Below are 18,015 nucleotides of genomic sequence, written 5' to 3' on the forward strand. Positions count from 1 at the left end.
CGGTCGTCGCGGCGGTCGCGGTTGAAGCCGCCGCCCGAGGAACGGTCGTCACGACGCTCGAAGGAACGGCCACCACGGTCGTTGTCACGGCTGTCACGGTTGAAGCCGCCCGACGGACGGTCGTCGCGACGCTCGAAGGAGCGGCCACCGCGGTCGCCGTCCCGACGGTCGTCACGGCGGTCGCGGCGCTCGTAGTTGCCCCGCTCGTCACGACGCTGACGCGGCTCGTACGAAGACGACTTCTCGTACGAGGACTTCTCGTAGGCGGGCTTCTCGTAGGACGTCGGGCGCTCCTCGCGCACCGGCGCCTCGGTCGCCTGCGGGGCGGCCGACTGCTCCGGCACGGAGACGTCGGCCACGGCCGCGGTCGCGGCGGCGGCCACCGCCGCCTCCGGGTCCTCGCCGCGCTCACGCGCCACGCGGGCCACCAGACGGTCGGCGTCCTCGCGCAGCTCGGTCGCCCGGCGCTGCGCGCGCTCCAGCTCCTTGGCGAGCTGGGAGACCTCGCGCTCGGCCTGCTGCGCCGCGTTGCCCGCGGACTCGGCCTGGACCTCCGTCATCGACCGGGCGCCGGTGATCTCGGCGACCTCGGGCTCGAAGGCGGTGCCGCCCTGGATGATGTGACGCCCGGCGTCGACGCCCGCGTCCTCCATCAGGCGGAAGATCTGGCGGCGCTGGTGCGGCAGCGAGAGGGAGACGACCGTGCCGGTGCGGCCGGCGCGCGCCGTGCGGCCCGCGCGGTGCAGGTAGTCCTTGTGGTCGCCGGCCGGGTCCACGTTCAGGACGAGGTCGATGCCGTCGACGTGGATACCGCGGGCGGCGACGTCGGTCGCGACGAGCGCGTTGACGTAACCGTCCTTGAAGTCGGCCAGCGTGCGGGTACGCGCGCCCTGGGTCATACCGCCGTGCAGCGCGTCGGCCTTCACACCGGAGTCGCGCAGTTGCTCCGCGATCCGGTCGGCGCCGAGCTGGGTGCGCACGAAGATGATGGTGCGGCCCTTGCGGGACGCGATCGCGGCCGTGACCGGCGCCTTGTCCTTGGGCTTCACGATCAGGATGTGGTGCGACATGGTCGTGACGTTGCCCTGGGCGCTGTCGACCTCGTGCGTGACCGGGTTGGTCAGGTAGCGCTTGACCAGCGTGGAGATCTCGTTCTCCATCGTGGCCGAGAACAGCATGCGCTGGCCGCCGCCCGGGATCTGGTCGAGCAGCTCGGTGACCTCGGGCAGGAAGCCCAGGTCGGACATCTGGTCGGCCTCGTCGAGTACGGCGATCTGCACGTTCTCGAGGGAGCAGGCGCCGCGGTTGATGATGTCGCGCAGCCGGCCCGGGGTGGCGACGAGGATGTCGACGCCGCGCTCCAGGGCGTAGATCTGGTTGCTCATCGACGTACCGCCGCAGACGACCTTCATCTTCAGGCCGAGGACGTCGCCGTAGGGCTGAAGCGCGTCCGCGACCTGCATCGCCAGCTCACGCGTCGGCGTGAGGATGACGGCGCGCGGCTTGCGCTTCTCGGTGGTGCCGCCGGCCAGCGTGGCCAGGGTCGGCAGACCGAAGGAGAGGGTCTTGCCGGAGCCGGTGCGGCCACGGCCGAGGATGTCCTTGCCGGCCAGGGCGTCCGGGATGGTCGCGGCCTGGATCGGGAAGGGGCTGGTCACGCCGTTCTGCGCGAGCTTGCGCACGATGCCCTCGGGAAGCCCGAGGTCGCCGAAGGTCTGCTCGGGGGCCTTGGCCTCTTCGGCCTCTTCGGCCGCTACGGCTTCGGCTTCCACGGTCTCGGCCACCACGGCCTCGACCTCGGCGTCGGTGAGTTCGGCGACGTCGGAAGCGATGACGTCGGTGAGCTCGATCGGCTCGTCGTTGCTCTCGGGCACGACGGCGTGATCAGTACTGGAAATGGACATGCGTATGCGAAACCTTCCGGAGTCTCCTCGGCACGCGCCCGTCAACTCCGTGTTCGCATCGCTTTACGACCGCCTCTATGCGGTCCGCCACGGCAAGGGAGAGTACGCGCCACACGGCGCGCTCTGTGGTGGCGCCGGGCAAATGGGATCAAACGATCTACTACCATACTCACCCTTGCCACCGAAGGCAAACCGAGCCCGATAACCGCAGCTCAGCAGCCATCCGGCCGCTGAGCCCTGCCGTTCTGAGGCCGGGTCCGGGGCTGGCCTAAGGTCGTGCCTCACGCCCTTGTGAGACCCCGACCCCGCCTCCATTCCCGGCCCCCGCCCTCGCCCGGCAAGCCCGCCTCGGGCGCCGCTTCCGGCGCCGGTTCCCGCTCCGCCAACTGCGGCGTCGTCCCGCCGCCGTCCTCGTGCGCCGAGGCCGACGGTTCGGCGACCGTCGGCTCCGGCGTGGGCGACGGGGGCTCGGGCGACGGCGCGGGCGGCTCCGGGTCCGGCGACCGGGTGGGCGCGGTCGGCTGCGCCCTGGTCGGCGTCGGCGCCCCCGGCTTGTCGGTGTGCCCCGGCTTCACCGCCCCCGCCGAGGCGGACGCGCTCGCACCGGCCGACGGCGCGGCCGTGGCGGACGCCGACGCGCTCGCCTTCGCCCCGTCGCCCTTCCCGTGCCCGTGCTTGCCGTCGCCGCCCGCCGCGCCCATCCCGAAGCCGCCGCCCGCGCCCGCCGAACCCCCGTCCGGCGCGTCACCGCCGTGCTTCCCGGCCGAGTGCGACGGCTGGACCCGGCCGCCCTCGTCGTTCCCCACGCTCATGCAGCCGGCGACCGCGGCGACGGCCATGACCGTCACGGCCAGACGAACGGGTACGTACAAGGGGCGCACGGGGCCACCTCCGGTGCAGGCGTATGGAGTCGACGTGCCCAACTCCCGCCGCCCACAAGAAGACACGCCCGGGACGCACGCCCCCACCGGACGCCCCGCCCGACGCCCGACCCGTCGCCTCAGCCGTACCCCAGCGCGTGCAGCCGCTCGTCGTCGATGCCGAAGTGATGGGCGATCTCGTGCACCACCGTCACTTCCGTCTCCGCCACGACCTCCGCCCGCGACGCGCACATCCGCAGCGTCGGCCCCCGGTAGATCGTGATCCGGTCCGGCAGCACCCCCGCGTACCACTCGCCGCGGTCCGTCAGCGGAGTCCCCTCGTAGAGCCCGAGCAGCTCGGGATCGTCCGCCGGGGGCTCGTCCTCGACGAACACCGCGACGTTGTCCATCAGCCGCGTCAACTCCGGCGGGATCCGGTCCAGCGCCTCGGCGACCAGTTCCTCGAACTCCTCACGCGTCATCTCCAGCACAGGCCCCATTGTCCGGTACAACACCGCCGTACGAAGGGTCCGCACCGTTCGCATACCAGCGCCCGGACCGGGGCATACGGCACCAATGGCCCGCGCCCGCGTTCCCGCCACAGCCCTGAACCGCCTCGAACTGACCGCCCGGCCCGCGCCCTGGGCCCGCGCCCTCGGTCTGACCGCCGTCGTGCTGTTCGGCGCCTGGCTCGGCCTGCTGATCGTCGGCGACGTCCGCGTCCCCGTCGGCCCCATGGACACGACCATGACCCTGCGCCCGTCCGTCACCGGCGGCACGAAGATCAACGTCTCGCCGCTCGGCGCGCTCACCCTGGACAGCCACCACGCCCCGGTCCGCCTCGACGTGAACGTCGACCAGCTCGACCCGGTCCGCTCCCAGGCCCTCGTCGACCACCCCGAACGCCTCTCCGGCCTCCAGGTCGAGGTCACCCGCGACATCGAACACGGCACCCTCGACCTGGCCCTGCGCTCCTGCGTCGCCGTCGTCTCCGGCGCCACCGCCCTCGGCCTCGCCGTCTACCGCCGCCCCCGCCGCGCCCTCGCCGCCGGCGGCCTCGCCCTCGCCCTGCTGGGCGCTTCGGGCGCGACCGCGTACGCCACCTGGAACCCCAACTCGGTGCTGGAGCCGCGCTTCTCGGGCCTGCTCTCCTCGGCGCCCTCGATCGTCGGCAACGCGCGCAGCATCGTCACCGAGTTCGACGTCTACCAGCGGGAACTGGCCCGTCTGGTCACCAACGTGACCAAGCTCTACGACGTCACCTCCACGCTCCCGGCCTACCAGCCGGACCCCACGACCGTCCGCGTGCTGCACGTGTCCGACATCCACCTCAACCCCGCGAGCTGGAAGATCATCGCCTCGCTCGTCGAGCAGTACAAGGTCGACGTGATCGTCGACTCCGGCGACACCATGGACCACGGCACGGCGGCGGAGAACGGCTTCCTGGACCCCATCGCCGACCTGGGCGCGCCGTACGTCTGGGTCAGGGGCAACCACGACTCCCTCGTCACCCAGCGCTACCTGGCCGGTATGAAGAACGTGCACGTCCTCGACGACGGCCGCGCGGTCACCGTCGCCGGGCTGCGCTTCGCGGGCATCGGCGACCCCCAGTTCACCCCCGACCGCTCCACCGTGCCGGGCGCAGCCCAGAGCCAGGAGGCGGCGGGCGCGCGGCTGGCGGCCGCCCTGCGCGCCCTGCGGGCCGCCGGCGCCCCGGCCGACGTGGCCGTCGCCCACGAGCCCTCCGCCGCCCGTGGCACGGACGGCGCGGTGCCCCTCGTCCTGGCCGGCCACCTCCACCACGAGGAGATGGAGGTCATGAAGCGGGGCACCCGGCTGCGCGTCGAGGGCTCCACCGGCGGCAGCGGCCTGCGCGCCGTCGAGGGCAAGTACCCCGACCCCATCGAGGCGTCGATCCTCTACTTCGACCGCGACACCCGCCGCCTCCAGGCCTGGGACGAGATCAAACTCGGCGGCCTGGGCCTGACGACGGCCGAGGTCAGCCGCCACCTCCCGAAGGAGAACCAACCGGGCGCGGCCCCGTCACCGTCCCCCACCCCGTCCCCCACGACCTCCCCCAACGCCACCGGAACCTCCTCCCCCAACCCCTCCCCAACCCCCTCCCCAACCCCCTTCCCGAGCCCCTCCCGGACGGCCCGGTAAACCGTTTTGGCGATACCTCCTGCCATCCCATATGCTTCTCACGTCCCCGACGCGCTGCGAAGCGCCCAGGCGGGCCGATAGCCCTCATCGTCTAGCGGCCTAGGACGCCGCCCTTTCAAGGCGGTAGCACGGGTTCGAATCCCGTTGGGGGCACGCAACACCGTGTGCGACACTGTCGTACGCAACAGCTTGGTCCTGTGGAGCAGTTTGGAGTGCTCGCCACCCTGTCAAGGTGGAGGCCGCGGGTTCAAATCCCGTCAGGACCGCTGAGGTTTCCGTTTCACGTGAAACCTCGTGGCTGGGTAGCTCAGTTGGTACGAGCGATCGCCTGAAAAGCGATAGGTCGCCGGTTCGACCCCGGCCCCAGCCACCAGAACGAAAACCCCCTCCGGGCAACTGGAGGGGGTTTTCGTCGCTCCGCGTCAGACGAGGCGGCCCCAAAAGCGCTCGCCCCTTCTTTCGCCAAGATGAGATCCTGGATCGCGTATGTCTACGCACCCCGCCCCCGGCGCCTCCACCCCGGGAACTCCAGCCCCCGGTACTCCCGCCCTCGGCGCTCTCGCCCCCCGCCTGGCCGAGCTGTCCCTGCGCGACGCGCACCGGCTCGGGCGCAGGCTCGAAGGCGCGCGCAGGATCCGCAAGCCGGAGGCCCGCGCCGCCGTCCTCGCCGAGATCGAGGCGGAGGTCGCGCGGGTCGAGGAGCGGATGGCGCTGCGGCGCGGCCGGGTGCCCGCCGTCTCGTACCCCGAGCAGCTTCCGGTCAGCCAGAAGAAGGACGACATCGCGGCCGCCATCCGTGATCACCAGGTCGTCATCGTCGCCGGTGAGACCGGGTCCGGCAAGACGACCCAGATCCCGAAGATCTGTCTCGAGCTGGGCCGTGGCGTGCGCGGCATGATCGGGCACACCCAGCCCCGTCGTATCGCCGCCCGTACGGTCGCCGAGCGGGTCGCCGAGGAGCTGCGGTCGCCGCTCGGTGAGGCCGTCGGCTGGAAGGTTCGGTTCACCGACCAGGTGAACCCGGACGCCACCTTCGTGAAGCTGATGACGGACGGCATCCTGCTCGCGGAGATCCAGACCGACCGTGAGCTGCGCGCGTACGACACGATCATCATCGACGAGGCCCACGAGCGGTCCCTCAACATCGACTTCCTGCTGGGCTACCTCGCCCAGTTGCTGCCGCGCCGGCCGGACCTCAAGGTCGTCATCACCTCCGCGACCATCGACCCGGAGCGGTTCTCCCGGCACTTCGGCGACGCACCGATCGTCGAGGTCAGCGGGCGGACGTATCCGGTGGAGGTGCGCTACCGGCCGCTCCTCGAGGACGAGTCCGAGGACGCCGACCGGGATCAGATCACCGCGATCTGCGACGCCGTCGAGGAGCTCCAGGCCGAGGGGCAGGGCGACATCCTCGTCTTCCTCTCCGGCGAGCGGGAGATCCGGGACACGGCGGACGCGCTGGAGAAGAAGAGATACCGGTTCACCGAGGTCCTCCCGCTCTACGCCCGCCTGTCGCACGCCGAGCAGCACCGGGTGTTCCAGCCGCACACGGGCCGCAGGATCGTTCTGGCGACGAACGTGGCCGAGACGTCCCTGACCGTCCCGGGCATCAAGTACGTCATCGACCCCGGCTTCGCCCGCATCAGCCGCTACAGCCACCGCACCAAGGTCCAGCGGCTGCCCATCGAGGCGGTCTCGCAGGCCAGCGCCAACCAGCGCAAGGGCCGCTGCGGCCGCACCAGCGACGGCATCTGCATCCGGCTCTACGACGAGGACGACTTCCTCGCCCGCCCGGAGTTCACGGACGCGGAGATCCTCCGGACGAACCTGGCGAGCGTCATCCTCCAGATGACGGCGGCCGGGCTCGGCGAGATCGAGAAGTTCCCCTTCATCGACCCCCCGGACCACCGCAACATCCGCGACGGCGTGCAGCTCCTCCAGGAGCTGAACGCGCTGGACCCGACCGAGAAGGACCCGCGCAAGCGGCTCACGCCGACCGGCCGCAAGCTGGCCCAGTTGCCCGTCGACCCGCGGCTCGCCCGGATGGTCCTGGAGGCCGACAAGAACGGCTGTGTCCGCGAGGTCATGGTGATAGCGGCCGCGCTGTCCATCCAGGACCCGCGCGAGCGGCCCGCCGACAAGCAGACGCAGGCCGACCAGCAGCACGCCCGCTTCAAGGACGAGACCAGCGACTTCCTCGCGTATCTCAACCTGTGGCGGTACGTCCGCGAGCAGCAGAAGGAGCGCGGGTCCTCCTCCTTCCGGCGGATGTGCAAGCAGGAGTACCTGAACTTCCTGCGCATCCGTGAGTGGCAGGACATCTACACGCAGCTTCGTACGGTCGCCAAGCAGATGGGCATCCATCCGAACGAGGAGGACGCGGCCGAGCACAGCGTCCACGTCTCTCTCCTCGCCGGTCTGCTGTCGCACATCGGCATGAAGGACGTGAAGGACGGCAACAAGAACGAGTATCTGGGCGCGCGCAGCGCCAAGTTCGCGCTCTTCCCGGGCTCGGCCCTGTTCAAGAAGCAGCCGCGGTTCGTGATGTCCGCCGAGCTGGTGGAGACGTCCCGGCTCTGGGCGCGGGTCAACGCGAAGATCGAGCCGGAGTGGGTGGAGCCGCTCGCCGGGCATCTCCTGAAGCGGACGTACAGCGAGCCGCGCTGGGAGAAGGACCAGGCGGCCGTGATGGCGGACGAGAAGGTCACGCTGTACGGCGTGCCGATCATCGCCCAGCGGAAGGTCAACTACGGCCGGATCGACCCGGAGACCTCCCGCGAGCTGTTCATCCGCAACGCGCTCGTCGAGGGCGACTGGCGCACGCACCACAAGTTCTTCGCCGACAACCGCCGCCTCCTCAGCGAGGTCGAGGAGCTGGAACACCGGGCGCGGCGGCGGGACATCGTCGTCGACGACGACACGCTGTTCGACTTCTACGAGCAGCGGGTGCCCGAACACGTGGTGTCCGGCGCGCACTTCGACTCCTGGTGGAAGCACAAGCGGCACGAGCAGCCCGAGTTCCTGGACTTCGAGCGGGAGATGCTCATCCGGGAGTCGGCGGAGGCGGTCACCAAGGCCGACTATCCGGACGCGTGGCGGCAGGGTCCGCTGAAGTTCCCGGTCACCTACCAGTTCGAGCCGGGCGCGGACGCGGACGGGGTGACCGTCCACATCCCGCTCCAGGTCCTCAACCAGGTCACGGACGAGGGTTTCGACTGGCAGATCCCCGGGCTGCGGGAGGAGGTCGTCACGGAGCTGATCCGTTCCCTCCCGAAGCCGATCCGCCGCAACTACGTGCCCGCGCCGAACTTCGCGCAGCGCTTCCTGGACCAGGCGGTGCCGCTGCGAGAACCGCTCACGACGGCGATGGCCCGCGATCTGAAGCGCATGGTCGGGGTCCCGTTCGAGGCGGACGACTTCGACTGGTCGCGGCTCCCCGACCACCTGAAGATCACCTTCCGGATCGTCGACGAGCGGCGCCGCAAGCTGGCCGAGGACAAGGACCTGGAGTCCCTGAAGCTCCGCCTGAAGCCGAAGGCGCGGCAGGCCATCTCGCAGGCCGCCGCGGCCACCGCCGAACGGCAGGGCGGCGAGTCCCTGGAGCGCTCGGGCCTGACGGACTGGACGATCGGCGCGCTCACCCGCGTCTTCGAGACCCGCCGGGCCGGCCAGCCGGTGCGGGCGTACCCGGCGCTGGTCGACGACGGACCGACCGCGAACACCGTCTCCGTACGCCTCTTCGACACGGAGGCGGAGCAGGCGGAGGCGATGTGGAAGGGCACCCGTCGGCTGATCCTGCGCAACATCCCGGTCAACCCGGCAAAGTTCGCATCCGAGAAGTTGACGAACGCTCAGAAGCTCGCGCTGTCGGCGAATCCGCACGGTTCCATCCAGGCGCTGTTCGACGACTGCGCGATGGCGGCGGCCGACCGGCTGATCGCCGAGTTCGGCGGTCCGGCGTGGGACGAGGAGTCGTTCCGCAAGCTGTACGACAAGGTGCGCGCGGAGATCGTCGACACGACCGTGCGGACGGTCGGGCAGGTGCAGCAGGTGCTGGCCGCCTGGCAGGCCTGTGAGCGCCGTCTGAAGGGCGTACGCAGCCCCGTGCTCCTGGCGAACCTCACGGACGTACGAGGGCAGTTGGACGCCCTTGTGAAGCCCGGCTTCGTGACCTGGGCGGGCCTGCGCCGGCTGCCCGACCTGATGCGCTACCTGGTGGCGGTGGACCGGCGGCTCCAGCAGATGCCGACCGGCGTGCAGCGGGACACCAGCCGCATGGAGAAGGTCCACGAGATGCAGGACGAGTACGCCTGGCTGCTGGAACAGCTCCCGCAGGGCCGGCCGGTGCCCCAGCAGGTCCTGGACATCCGCTGGATGATCGAGGAGCTGCGGGTCAGCTACTTCGCCCACGCGCTGGGCACGGCGTACCCGGTCTCCGACAAGCGGATCGTGAAGGCGATCGACGCGGCCGCACCGTGACGGATCCTGTACGCAGGGTGAGTTCGACCTTCGGGCTCACCCTCCTGTACAGTCCTTCTCGCAGCACAACGCAACATCAAGTGCCGCGAAAACCTGGTCCTGTGGAGCAGTTTGGAGTGCTCGCCACCCTGTCAAGGTGGAGGCCGCGGGTTCAAATCCCGTCAGGACCGCAGTAACAGAGAGCCCGGATCTTCGGATCCGGGCTCTCTGCGTTTCCCGAGACACTTCCAGAGGCGCTTCCCAAGACACTTCCCGAGGCGTCTCCCTGCGCGTCCCCCGACGCACCCTTGACGGCGTCCCGCCCGGCCGGTACCCAGGTAGCCCCACCAGAGGGTCGGCGCCCAACTCCCCATTAGCGCACATGAGTCGGCGGAGACAAGGTTTCTTCCGTGTGACGGGTGTCACCGCATGAGTTTCCAAAACCCGGGTTTTCACCGGTCTCCTACAACTGGTTAATTTTATATGTGCAATTGCACCACTCGGTAGGATGCCCTCAGGAACCCGCCCAGAGCCTCCCCAGACTCCGACAAGGTCGCTCACAGACTCACCTGATACGACCGATCCAGGAGCCTCAAGCGGCCCCGAACGCACAAAAAGATCGCGCTGGACCCGGCGGAGTCCAGCGCGATCGACGACGTTTCCCAGTGGGCGAGGGGCCTGTTGGGGCAGGACCCACGTCGCTTGGAGCTAGGTTTCGGGCGTCCGACCAGGTTGGGGGACCTGACGTGTTGCCCGCATATTCAGTTGTCAGGCCTCGGTGCGCTGCTGCGGGATCCCCGCAAGCAGTGCGCGGACCTCGGCCTCGCGATAACGGCGGTGTCCGCCGAGCGTACGAATCGACGTGAGCTTGCCGGCCTTCGCCCACCGTGTGACCGTCTTAGGGTCCACACGGAACATGGTGGCGACCTCAGCCGGGGTCAGCAGCGGCTCAGCATCAGGGGTGCGAGCGGTCATGAGCGGCCTCCTCGGGAGAACCGAACCTTCTCGGTTCTTTCCTCTAAATTCTGCACCTTGACCCGCGTTGCCCGAAATGGCGGACGCGAGTCGAGTCGGTTATAGGACGAACGGCTTGTCCTCGGCACTACAACTACACCATCCGTCCAGCCGCGTCGGCCAAACCGATGGAATTGCCCCCCAGGTGTTCATCGGCGACGGAAGCCGATGGACCATGCCATAGCGGACAGTCACGCCACTGTGACGATCAGTCACAGGACGATCAGGAGTCACCAGACCCCCCAAAGCGTGCATTGCTGAGATTTCCCCCCACAGTGGAGCATAAGTGGGTGGAGGAGCCCTCCCCGGACTCCTTGTCCTATTTTGGCACGAGGAGGGGCAAGCGGCGCAAGGGCCGTGTACGTGCGGTCCGTCACCCTTGCGACATAAGCCCGGATCGGGACCTACGTCCCGTCAGTTCCGTGAAGTGCGTTTGACGGTACGCTGTCCGGCCCGTTCCAGGCCGTGACGTGCGTCACTCACGCCAGCGCCGTCACGCCTGTCACACCGTCAGTTGATCATTAATTCGCGGAGCGCCGGTCCCGGACCGACCGCCACCGCTCCACGAGCCGCGCATAGGCCTCGCCGGCCGCCGCGCCGTCGCCGATCCGCAGCGCCTCGATGCCCTCGGCCACGTCCTTCGCCGAGTGGTCGCTCTCCAGCGCACCGGCCGGCAGCACGTGCACCAGGCCGCCGTAATCCAGTTCCACTAGCGAACGCGGGTGGAATTCCTCCAGCCAGCGCCCCACGTCCAGCAGGCCGTCGATCAGCGGCCCCTCGTCCATGGCGTCCTTCAGCGTGCGCAGCGAGCGGGCCACCCGGCGGCGCGCCTGCACCATGGGCGTGCGGTAGCGCAGCACGGGGGCGACCTCCGCCGTCCCCTTGCCGTACTCGCGCTCCGCGTCGGAGATGAGCACGAACCAGTTGATCGGCACCTGCCAGACCGCCGTACGGATCCACGGGCGGGCGTCCGGGTTGCGCTCCAGCCACCGTTCGTGGTCCTGGGCCGCCTGGAGGCGTACGACCTCGGGGAGCGCCGCGTCGAGGACCGACCGGGGCAGTTCGTCGCCGTCCAGCTCGGCCAGGGCCAGCCAGCCGCGCAGCCGGGTGCGCCAGGGGCAGACGCAGAGCACGCCGTCCACCTCGGTCACGAACGCGTCGCCGCTCTCGTGCACCGGCACCCCGACCGGCGGGGTGGGCACCAGGTCGGCCAGCGAGCGGCGCAGCTCGTCCTGGTAGGTGGGCAGCTCGGGGCGGCGGGCGTAGGCCGCCCAGTGGGTGCGCTCGGGCTCGGGAAAGGCGGCCAGCGGCTCGTACACGCGCAGATAGGCGGCGTACGGGACGATCACCGAGGACTCCTTGGGCACGCCTGCTCCCTCCCCCTTCGGCCGACCGGGAAACCCCGCGCATCGTCCCACGGCGGCACTCCGGAAGAAGTGATCCTCCACAGGGCGCGATCGGCGGGCCACGCAGGCCCTACTCTCGGATTCACAGGCCCCGCCACCCTTACGGTGCCTGTACCTCGATCCGCCGCTAGTCCCCCGGGAGTCACCACAGTGACCGACGTATCCGGCGCACCTGCTGACGTACTGCACACCCTGTTCCACTCGAACCAGGGCGGCCATGAGCAGGTCGTGTTCTGCCAGGACCGCGTCAGCGGCCTCAAGGCCGTCATCGCGCTCCACTCCACCGCCCTGGGCCCCGCCCTCGGCGGTACCCGCTGCTATCCGTACGCGACCGAGGCGGAGGCCGTCGCCGACGCGCTGAACCTCGCGCGCGGGATGTCGTACAAGAACGCCATGGCCGGGCTGGACCACGGCGGCGGCAAGGCCGTGATCATCGGTGATCCCGACACGATCAAGACCGAAGCGCTGCTGCTCGCGTACGGCCGGTTCGTGGCCTCGCTGGGCGGGCGGTACGTGACCGCCTGCGATGTCGGCACGTATGTCGCCGACATGGACGTCGTGGCGCGCGAGTGCCGCTGGACGACCGGGCGCTCGCCGGAGAACGGCGGGGCGGGCGACTCGTCCGTGCTGACCGCCTTCGGCGTCTACCAGGGCATGCGGGCCTCGGCCCAGCACCTGTGGGGCGATCCGTCGCTGCGCGGCCGCACGGTCGGCGTCGCGGGCGTCGGCAAGGTCGGCCACCACCTCGTGGAGCACCTGCGGGCCGAGGGCGCGCAGGTCGTGATCACGGACGTGCGCGAGGACGCCGTACGCCGGATCCTCGACCGGCACCCCGAAGGGGTGACGGCGGTCGCCGACACCGAGGCGCTGATCCGCGTCGACGGGCTCGACGTGTACGCCCCCTGCGCGCTCGGCGGGGCGCTCGACGACGGCTCGGTGCAGGCGCTGACGGCGCGGATCGTGTGCGGCGCGGCCAACAACCAGCTCGCCCACCCGGGCGTGGAGAAGGACCTCGCCGACCGCGGGATCCTCTACGCGCCGGACTACGTGGTGAACGCCGGCGGGGTCATCCAGGTCGCCGACGAGCTGCACGGCTTCGACTTCGAGCGGTGCAGGGCGAAGGCGGCGAAGATCTTCGACACCACGCTGGGAATCTTCGCACGTGCGAAGGAGGACGGGATTCCGCCGGCCGCCGCGGCCGACCGGATCGCCGAGCAGCGGATGCACGAGGCGGCCCAGGCACGCGGCTGGTGACGGGACCGGTGACGTCACCGGCGACTGGCCGGTGACGGACCGGTGAGGGTCCGCCGGGGTTTGCGTGGCGGCTCGTCCTGGGGTTTCGGCGGTACCGGCCGGTGGAAAGTTAGAGAGAACTCACACTGTCCCCGGCGGGTCGGCCGCCGATAAGTGGTTAAAATCGCCACTGACCAGCAAGGACGGGTCGCCTGAAAGGTGCTGCGCACACGCGCGTGCGACGGGCGACGTACCGTACGGGCGTGGGCTCAGGTACCGTGGGAGCCCTACGACGGGCTCTCCATGGAGAGGCCGTCCTGGATCATGAACGCGTGTCAACCTGGGGCCGTCGAGCCCCGTCGTTGAGGGGGTCGAGCCATGGGGCGCGGCCGGGCCAAGGCCAAGCAAGCGAAGGTCGCCCGCCAGCTGAAGTACAACAGCGGCGGGACTGATCTCTCACGCCTGGCCGAAGAGCTGGGCGCATCGCCATCGAATATTCCGCCGAACGCTGAGCCGTTCGAGGATGATGACGATGAGCAAGACGAGGACGACCCGTACGCCCGGTACGCCGAGCTGTACGGGGCCGACGACGAGGATGACGGCGAGGACTCCTCGCAACACCGTCGCGGCGCTTGACCTTGTACTGAGCACCCGCCCGGTCGGTGACTTCGGTCACCGACCGGGTCTTGTGCTGCCTGCACGGATGCTGCCCGTGCGGTTACCGCCGGGCGCGTCCGCGTGTCCTAGCGGGCGTAGTCGCCGACCAGTTCGGCTCCCGTGGTGTGCTCGCCGCGCTCGGTGATCTCGCCGGCGATCCAGGCGTCGACGCCTCGGTCGGCCAGGGTGGCGAGGGCCACGTCGGCCGACTCGCCGGGCACGATCGCCATCATGCCGACGCCCATGTTGAGGGTCTTCTCCAGCTCCAGGCGCTCGACGGAGCCGGTGCGGCCGACGAGGTCGAAGATCGGGTCCGGGGTCCAGGTGGCGCGGTCCACGGTCGCGTGCAGCGCGTCCGGGATGACGCGGGCCAGGTTGGCCGCGAGGCCGCCGCCGGTGATGTGCGAGAAGGCGTGCACGTCGGCCGTACGGATGAGGGCCAGGCAGTCCAGGGAGTAGATCTTGGTGGGCTCCAGGAGCTCTTCGCCGAGGGTGCGGCCGAGTTCGTCGATCCGCGCGTCGAGGGCCAGGCCCGCCTGGTTCAGCAGGACGTGCCGGACCAGGGAGTACCCGTTCGAGTGAAGGCCGGAGGACGCCATGGCGATCACCGCGTCACCCGTGCGGATCCGGTCCGGGCCGAGCAGCCGGTCGGCCTCGACGACGCCCGTGCCGGCGCCTGCGACGTCGAAGTCGTCCGCGCCGAGGAGGCCCGGGTGTTCGGCGGTCTCGCCGCCGACGAGGGCGCAGCCGGCGAGGACGCAGCCTTCGGCGATGCCCTTGACGATGGCGGCGACGCGCTCGGGGTAGACCTTGCCGACGCAGATGTAGTCGGTCATGAACAGCGGTTCGGCCCCGCACACCACGATGTCGTCCATGACCATCGCGACCAGGTCGTGGCCGATGGTGTCGTACACGCCGAGCTGACGGGCGATGTCGACCTTGGTGCCGACGCCGTCCGTGGCGGAGGCGAGGAGGGGGCGCTCGTAGTGCTTGAGGGCGGAGGCGTCGAAGAGGCCGGCGAAGCCGCCGAGGCCGCCGAGGACCTCGGGGCGCTGCGTCTTCTTCACCCACTCCTTCATCAGCTCTACGGCGCGGTCGCCCGCTTCGATATCGACGCCGGCGGCCGCGTAGGAAGCACCGGAAGCAGCGGTCTCAGACATGGCCTGGGATCTTTCGCGTTGAATTGGGATACGACGGGCTGGGCTTACGGGCGACGGATGGCGTCGGCCGCGGCCGTGGCTGCGGGACCCGCGGCCAGCTCCGTCTCCAGGAGCTGCTTGCCGAGCAGCTCGGGGTCGGGCAGCTCCATCGGGTACTCGCCGTCGAAGCAGGCGCGGCAGAGGTTCGGCTTGGCGATGGTGGTCGCCTCGATCATGCCGTCGAGGGAGATGTACGAGAGGGAGTCCGCGCCCAGCGAGGTGCCGATCTCGTCGATGGTCATGCCGTTGGCGATGAGCTCCGCGCGGGTGGCGAAGTCGATGCCGAAGAAGCAGGGCCACTTCACGGGCGGCGAGGAGATCCGGATGTGGACCTCGGCCGCGCCCGCCTCGCGGAGCATGCGCACCAGGGCCCGCTGGGTGTTGCCGCGGACGATCGAGTCGTCGACGACGACCAGCCGCTTGCCCTTGATGACTTCCTTCAGCGGGTTCAGCTTCAGGCGGATGCCGAGCTGCCGGATGGTCTGCGAGGGCTGGATGAAGGTCCGGCCGACGTACGCGTTCTTGACGAGACCCGCGCCGAAGGGGATGCCGGAGGCTTCCGCGTAGCCGATGGCGGCCGGGGTGCCGGACTCCGGGGTCGCTATCACCAGGTCGGCGTCGGCCGGGGCTTCCTTGGCGAGCTTGCGGCCCATCTCCACGCGGGAGAGGTACACGTTCCGCCCGGCGATATCGGTGTCGGGGCGGGCCAGGTAGACGTACTCGAAGACGCAGCCCTTGGGCTTCGCTTCCGCGAATCGGGAGGTGCGCAGGCCGTTCTCGTCGATGGCGATGAACTCGCCCGGCTCTATCTCGCGGACGTAGGCCGCGCCGCAGATGTCGAGGGCGGCGGACTCGGAGGCGACGACCCAGCCGCGCTCGAGGCGGCCGAGGACCAGCGGGCGGATGCCCTGCGGGTCGCGGGCGGCGTAGAGGGTGTGCTCGTCCATGAAGACGAGCGAGAAAGCGCCCTTGACCTGCGGGAGGACCGCGTGGGCGGCTTCCTCGATGGTCAGCGGCTTGCCGTCCTCGTCGACCTGGGCCGCGAGCAGCGCGGTGAGCAGGTCGGTGTCGTTGGTCGCCGCGACGCGCGGGGTGCGGCCGCCCTCCTGCTTGGGCAGGTCGGCGACCATCTCGGCGAGCTGGGCGGTGTTGACGAGGTTGCCGTTGTGACCGAGCGCGATCGAGCCGTGCGCGGTGGCACGGAAGGTCGGCTGGGCGTTCTCCCACACGGACGCGCCGGTGGTCGAGTAGCGGGCGTGACCGACCGCGATGTGACCGAGGAGCGAACCGAGCGAGGTCTCGTCGAAGACCTGGGAAACGAGGCCCATGTCCTTGAAGACGAGGATCTGGGAGCCGTTGCTGACCGCGATTCCCGCGGATTCCTGGCCTCGATGCTGGAGGGCGTAGAGCCCGAAGTAAGTGAGCTTGGCGACCTCTTCACCGGGAGCCCAGACTCCGAAGACGCCGCAAGCGTCCTGGGGGCCTTTCTCGCCGGGGAGCAGATCATGACTGAGTCGACCGTCACCACGTGGCACGCCACCGAGTGTAGGCGAGATCGACCACTGGTCCGAATTGGCGATACCCGCCGGTAACTGGATCACCGGTCGCCAACCACACCCATGATCCACTCATTTTCGCAGGTCAGATGCGATATGTGATGATCCACTTGTTGGCCGGGCGCAGTTCGGGGGTGACCCGTCGGGGACCCGTTCCGGGTGCGTGAGTGAGGTGTCGCACACCAATAGGGCGGATGGGCCGGGGTCGGTGTCGCTTTTTGGCCAGATGGAGGTCAGGTCGAGGTCAGGTGGACCTGGTCGCCGTCGGCGGTGGCGAGGGTCAGCGTGCTGCCGTCGACGTCGGTGGTGAGGGTGCCCTGGGTGAGGGCCGCGGACAGCGTGCGCTCGAAGGTCATCGGCTGGCCCGTGCAGGCCATCCTGGTCGACCGGGCGTCGCTGAAGCGGACGCTGTCGGCGGCGACGGCGGCCGTGGCGGTGAAGGTGTTGCAGCCGTAGCTGCCCACCGCCTTGCTGTCGTCGATCTCCAGATGCGCGCCGTCCGGTGCCTGGTGGGTGGTGCCGTCGACGGTGACGCTGTCGATGGTCCACCGCACCCCGGTGACGGGCTTCTCGGCGCTGACCGCTCCGCTGCCGGGCCGCGTGCCGTCCGCCTGCTCGGTGCCGCAGGCGGCGGCGAACGGGATGAGGACGGCGAGGACCGTCAGCGTCATGCGCCGCGTGCGCCTCTTCGTGTACTTGTACGTGTACATGCCGATGTGACGGTCACCGGAGACGACCGGTTCCCCTCAGGGGTTTTCCCTTACGCCAGCAGCGGGAGGAGTCGCGTGAGGTCGGCCCGCTCGCCGCTCGCGCTGACCTTCGCCGCGGCGACGGCGTCCTGCCAGGTCACCCGGCCGGTCGCCAGCCGGATCCAGGTCAGCGGGTCGGTCTCGACGACGTTGGGCGGGGTGCCCCGGGTGTGCCGGGGCCCTTCGACGCACTGCACGACGGCGTACGGCGGGATCCGCACCTCCGTGGCACCGCCGGGTGCCTTGTCGGCGAGGGCGTCGGCGAGCAGCCGGGTGGCCGCCGCGAGCGCCTGCCGGTCGTACGGGATCTCCAGGCCGGGGACGGCCGCGTTGAGGTCGTCGGTGTGGACGACGAGTTCGATGGTGCGGGTGACGAGGTAGTCGGCGAGGGTCATCGCGCCGGTGCGGGCGGCGAGGACGCGGTCGCCGGGGGCGGTGAGGGCCTGCGTGAGGCGTTCCTCGGTGCGGGTGTAGAGGGCGTTCAGGTCGGGGTGGGCGGCGGCGAGGGCCACGGTGTCGTCGGAGATGCCGGCTGCGCGGGCGGCCGTTGCGAAGGGCCACTGCGTGAGGGCCAGCTCCGCTTTCGGGGGCGCGTCGCGGTCGAGGTTGCGGCTGACGGTCTCTACGGCCATGGCGACATGCGCGGCGAGCTCCCGCACGGACCAGCCCGCCAGCCGGGTGGGCAGGGCGAGCTGCTCCGGGGCGAGCGCCCCGACCCCGTCCCGCACGTGTGCGAACTGGGCCAGTACGGCGGCCCGGGTCTTGACGGGGTCGTAGGTACGCACGCGCTTCTTGCCGGCCGCAGACATGCGGTGA

The 18,015-nt window shown here is 70.1% G+C and carries 13 protein-coding genes and 4 tRNA genes; 8 read left to right on the forward strand and 9 right to left on the reverse strand.

What is annotated here, in order from left to right; genetic code table 11:
• From BMZ82_RS35670 to BMZ82_RS35680, 3 genes are all read right to left on the reverse strand, one after another.
• Positions 1–1,904, reverse strand: a 1,904-nt coding sequence (locus tag BMZ82_RS35670; RefSeq protein WP_093781558.1) for a DEAD/DEAH box helicase, incomplete at its 3' end; no start/stop codon positions are given.
• A 281-nt stretch (positions 1,905–2,185) separates the two neighbouring features.
• Positions 2,186–2,785, reverse strand: a complete 600-nt coding sequence (locus BMZ82_RS35675; protein WP_256252281.1) for a hypothetical protein — start codon at positions 2,783–2,785, stop codon at positions 2,186–2,188.
• Between the two features lie 119 nt (positions 2,786–2,904).
• Complete coding sequence (locus BMZ82_RS35680) at positions 2,905–3,255, reverse strand: metallopeptidase family protein (RefSeq protein ID WP_218159084.1); 351 nt, start codon at positions 3,253–3,255, stop codon at positions 2,905–2,907.
• An 85-nt stretch (positions 3,256–3,340) separates the two neighbouring features.
• Here BMZ82_RS35680 and BMZ82_RS35685 point away from each other — a divergent pair, with 85 nt between their 5' ends.
• The 6 genes from BMZ82_RS35685 to BMZ82_RS35710 all read left to right on the forward strand — a co-directional run bounded on the left by BMZ82_RS35685 (position 3,341) and on the right by BMZ82_RS35710 (position 9,576).
• A complete protein-coding gene (locus tag BMZ82_RS35685) occupies positions 3,341–4,927 on the forward strand; it encodes a metallophosphoesterase family protein (RefSeq protein ID WP_093781560.1) in 1,587 nt (528 codons plus the stop codon).
• An 80-nt stretch (positions 4,928–5,007) separates the two neighbouring features.
• Positions 5,008–5,080: transfer RNA gene (locus BMZ82_RS35690), tRNA-Glu, on the forward strand.
• A 38-nt stretch (positions 5,081–5,118) separates the two neighbouring features.
• Positions 5,119–5,193 (forward strand) — tRNA-Asp (locus BMZ82_RS35695).
• 30 nt (positions 5,194–5,223) lie between these two features.
• A tRNA-Phe gene (locus BMZ82_RS35700) sits at positions 5,224–5,300 on the forward strand.
• 113 nt (positions 5,301–5,413) lie between these two features.
• Positions 5,414–9,406, forward strand: coding sequence for an ATP-dependent RNA helicase HrpA (gene hrpA, locus BMZ82_RS35705; RefSeq protein ID WP_093781561.1), 3,993 nt, complete (start codon positions 5,414–5,416; stop codon positions 9,404–9,406).
• 95 nt (positions 9,407–9,501) lie between these two features.
• Positions 9,502–9,576: transfer RNA gene (locus tag BMZ82_RS35710), tRNA-Asp, on the forward strand.
• 577 nt (positions 9,577–10,153) lie between these two features.
• Here BMZ82_RS35710 and bldC read toward each other — a convergent pair.
• Together bldC and BMZ82_RS35720 are read right to left on the reverse strand one after the other, a co-directional pair.
• On the reverse strand, positions 10,154–10,360 hold the full coding sequence (gene bldC / locus BMZ82_RS35715) for a developmental transcriptional regulator BldC (RefSeq protein ID WP_033321412.1): 207 nt from the start codon (positions 10,358–10,360) through the stop codon (positions 10,154–10,156).
• A 560-nt stretch (positions 10,361–10,920) separates the two neighbouring features.
• Positions 10,921–11,766, reverse strand: a complete 846-nt coding sequence (locus BMZ82_RS35720) for a DUF8083 family protein (protein WP_093781562.1) — start codon at positions 11,764–11,766, stop codon at positions 10,921–10,923.
• Positions 11,767–11,955: 189 nt separating this feature from the next.
• Here BMZ82_RS35720 and BMZ82_RS35725 point away from each other — a divergent pair, with 189 nt between their 5' ends.
• Positions 11,956–13,059, forward strand: a complete 1,104-nt coding sequence (locus BMZ82_RS35725) for a Leu/Phe/Val dehydrogenase (RefSeq protein WP_093781563.1) — start codon at positions 11,956–11,958, stop codon at positions 13,057–13,059.
• A gap of 357 nt (positions 13,060–13,416) precedes the next feature.
• Positions 13,417–13,674, forward strand: coding sequence for a DUF3073 domain-containing protein (locus BMZ82_RS35730; protein ID WP_093781564.1), 258 nt, complete (start codon positions 13,417–13,419; stop codon positions 13,672–13,674).
• Between the two features lie 107 nt (positions 13,675–13,781).
• On the opposite strand, the gene purM is transcribed toward BMZ82_RS35730, so the two are convergent.
• The 4 genes from purM to BMZ82_RS35750 form a co-directional block, all read right to left on the reverse strand.
• Entirely contained in the window at positions 13,782–14,855 is a 1,074-nt protein-coding gene (gene purM, locus BMZ82_RS35735; protein ID WP_093781565.1) for a phosphoribosylformylglycinamidine cyclo-ligase, read from the reverse strand.
• A 44-nt stretch (positions 14,856–14,899) separates the two neighbouring features.
• Complete coding sequence (gene purF, locus BMZ82_RS35740; protein WP_093781566.1) at positions 14,900–16,429, reverse strand: amidophosphoribosyltransferase; 1,530 nt, start codon at positions 16,427–16,429, stop codon at positions 14,900–14,902.
• A gap of 254 nt (positions 16,430–16,683) precedes the next feature.
• On the reverse strand, positions 16,684–17,160 hold the full coding sequence (locus BMZ82_RS35745) for an META domain-containing protein (RefSeq protein ID WP_256252282.1): 477 nt from the start codon (positions 17,158–17,160) through the stop codon (positions 16,684–16,686).
• A 50-nt stretch (positions 17,161–17,210) separates the two neighbouring features.
• On the reverse strand, positions 17,211–18,008 hold the full coding sequence (locus BMZ82_RS35750) for a sterol carrier family protein (protein WP_093781567.1): 798 nt from the start codon (positions 18,006–18,008) through the stop codon (positions 17,211–17,213).
• Between the last annotated feature and the right edge of the window lie 7 nt (positions 18,009–18,015).

Origin of the sequence: Streptomyces sp. yr375, from assembly GCF_900110755.1 — a bacterium.
Classification (GTDB): Bacteria; Actinomycetota; Actinomycetes; order Streptomycetales; family Streptomycetaceae; genus Streptomyces.

Coding starts and splice junctions, on each gene's coding strand:
- BMZ82_RS35685 (WP_093781560.1), top strand. CDS start 3,341: ATGGCCCGCGCCCGCGTTCCCGCCACAGCCCTGAACCGCCTCGAACTG.
- hrpA (WP_093781561.1), top strand. CDS start 5,414: ATGTCTACGCACCCCGCCCCCGGCGCCTCCACCCCGGGAACTCCAGCC.
- bldC (WP_033321412.1), bottom strand. CDS start 10,360: ATGACCGCTCGCACCCCTGATGCTGAGCCGCTGCTGACCCCGGCTGAG.
- BMZ82_RS35730 (WP_093781564.1), top strand. CDS start 13,417: ATGGGGCGCGGCCGGGCCAAGGCCAAGCAAGCGAAGGTCGCCCGCCAG.
- purM (WP_093781565.1), bottom strand. CDS start 14,855: ATGTCTGAGACCGCTGCTTCCGGTGCTTCCTACGCGGCCGCCGGCGTC.
- BMZ82_RS35745 (WP_256252282.1), bottom strand. CDS start 17,160: ATGTACACGTACAAGTACACGAAGAGGCGCACGCGGCGCATGACGCTG.
- BMZ82_RS35750 (WP_093781567.1), bottom strand. CDS start 18,008: ATGTCTGCGGCCGGCAAGAAGCGCGTGCGTACCTACGACCCCGTCAAG.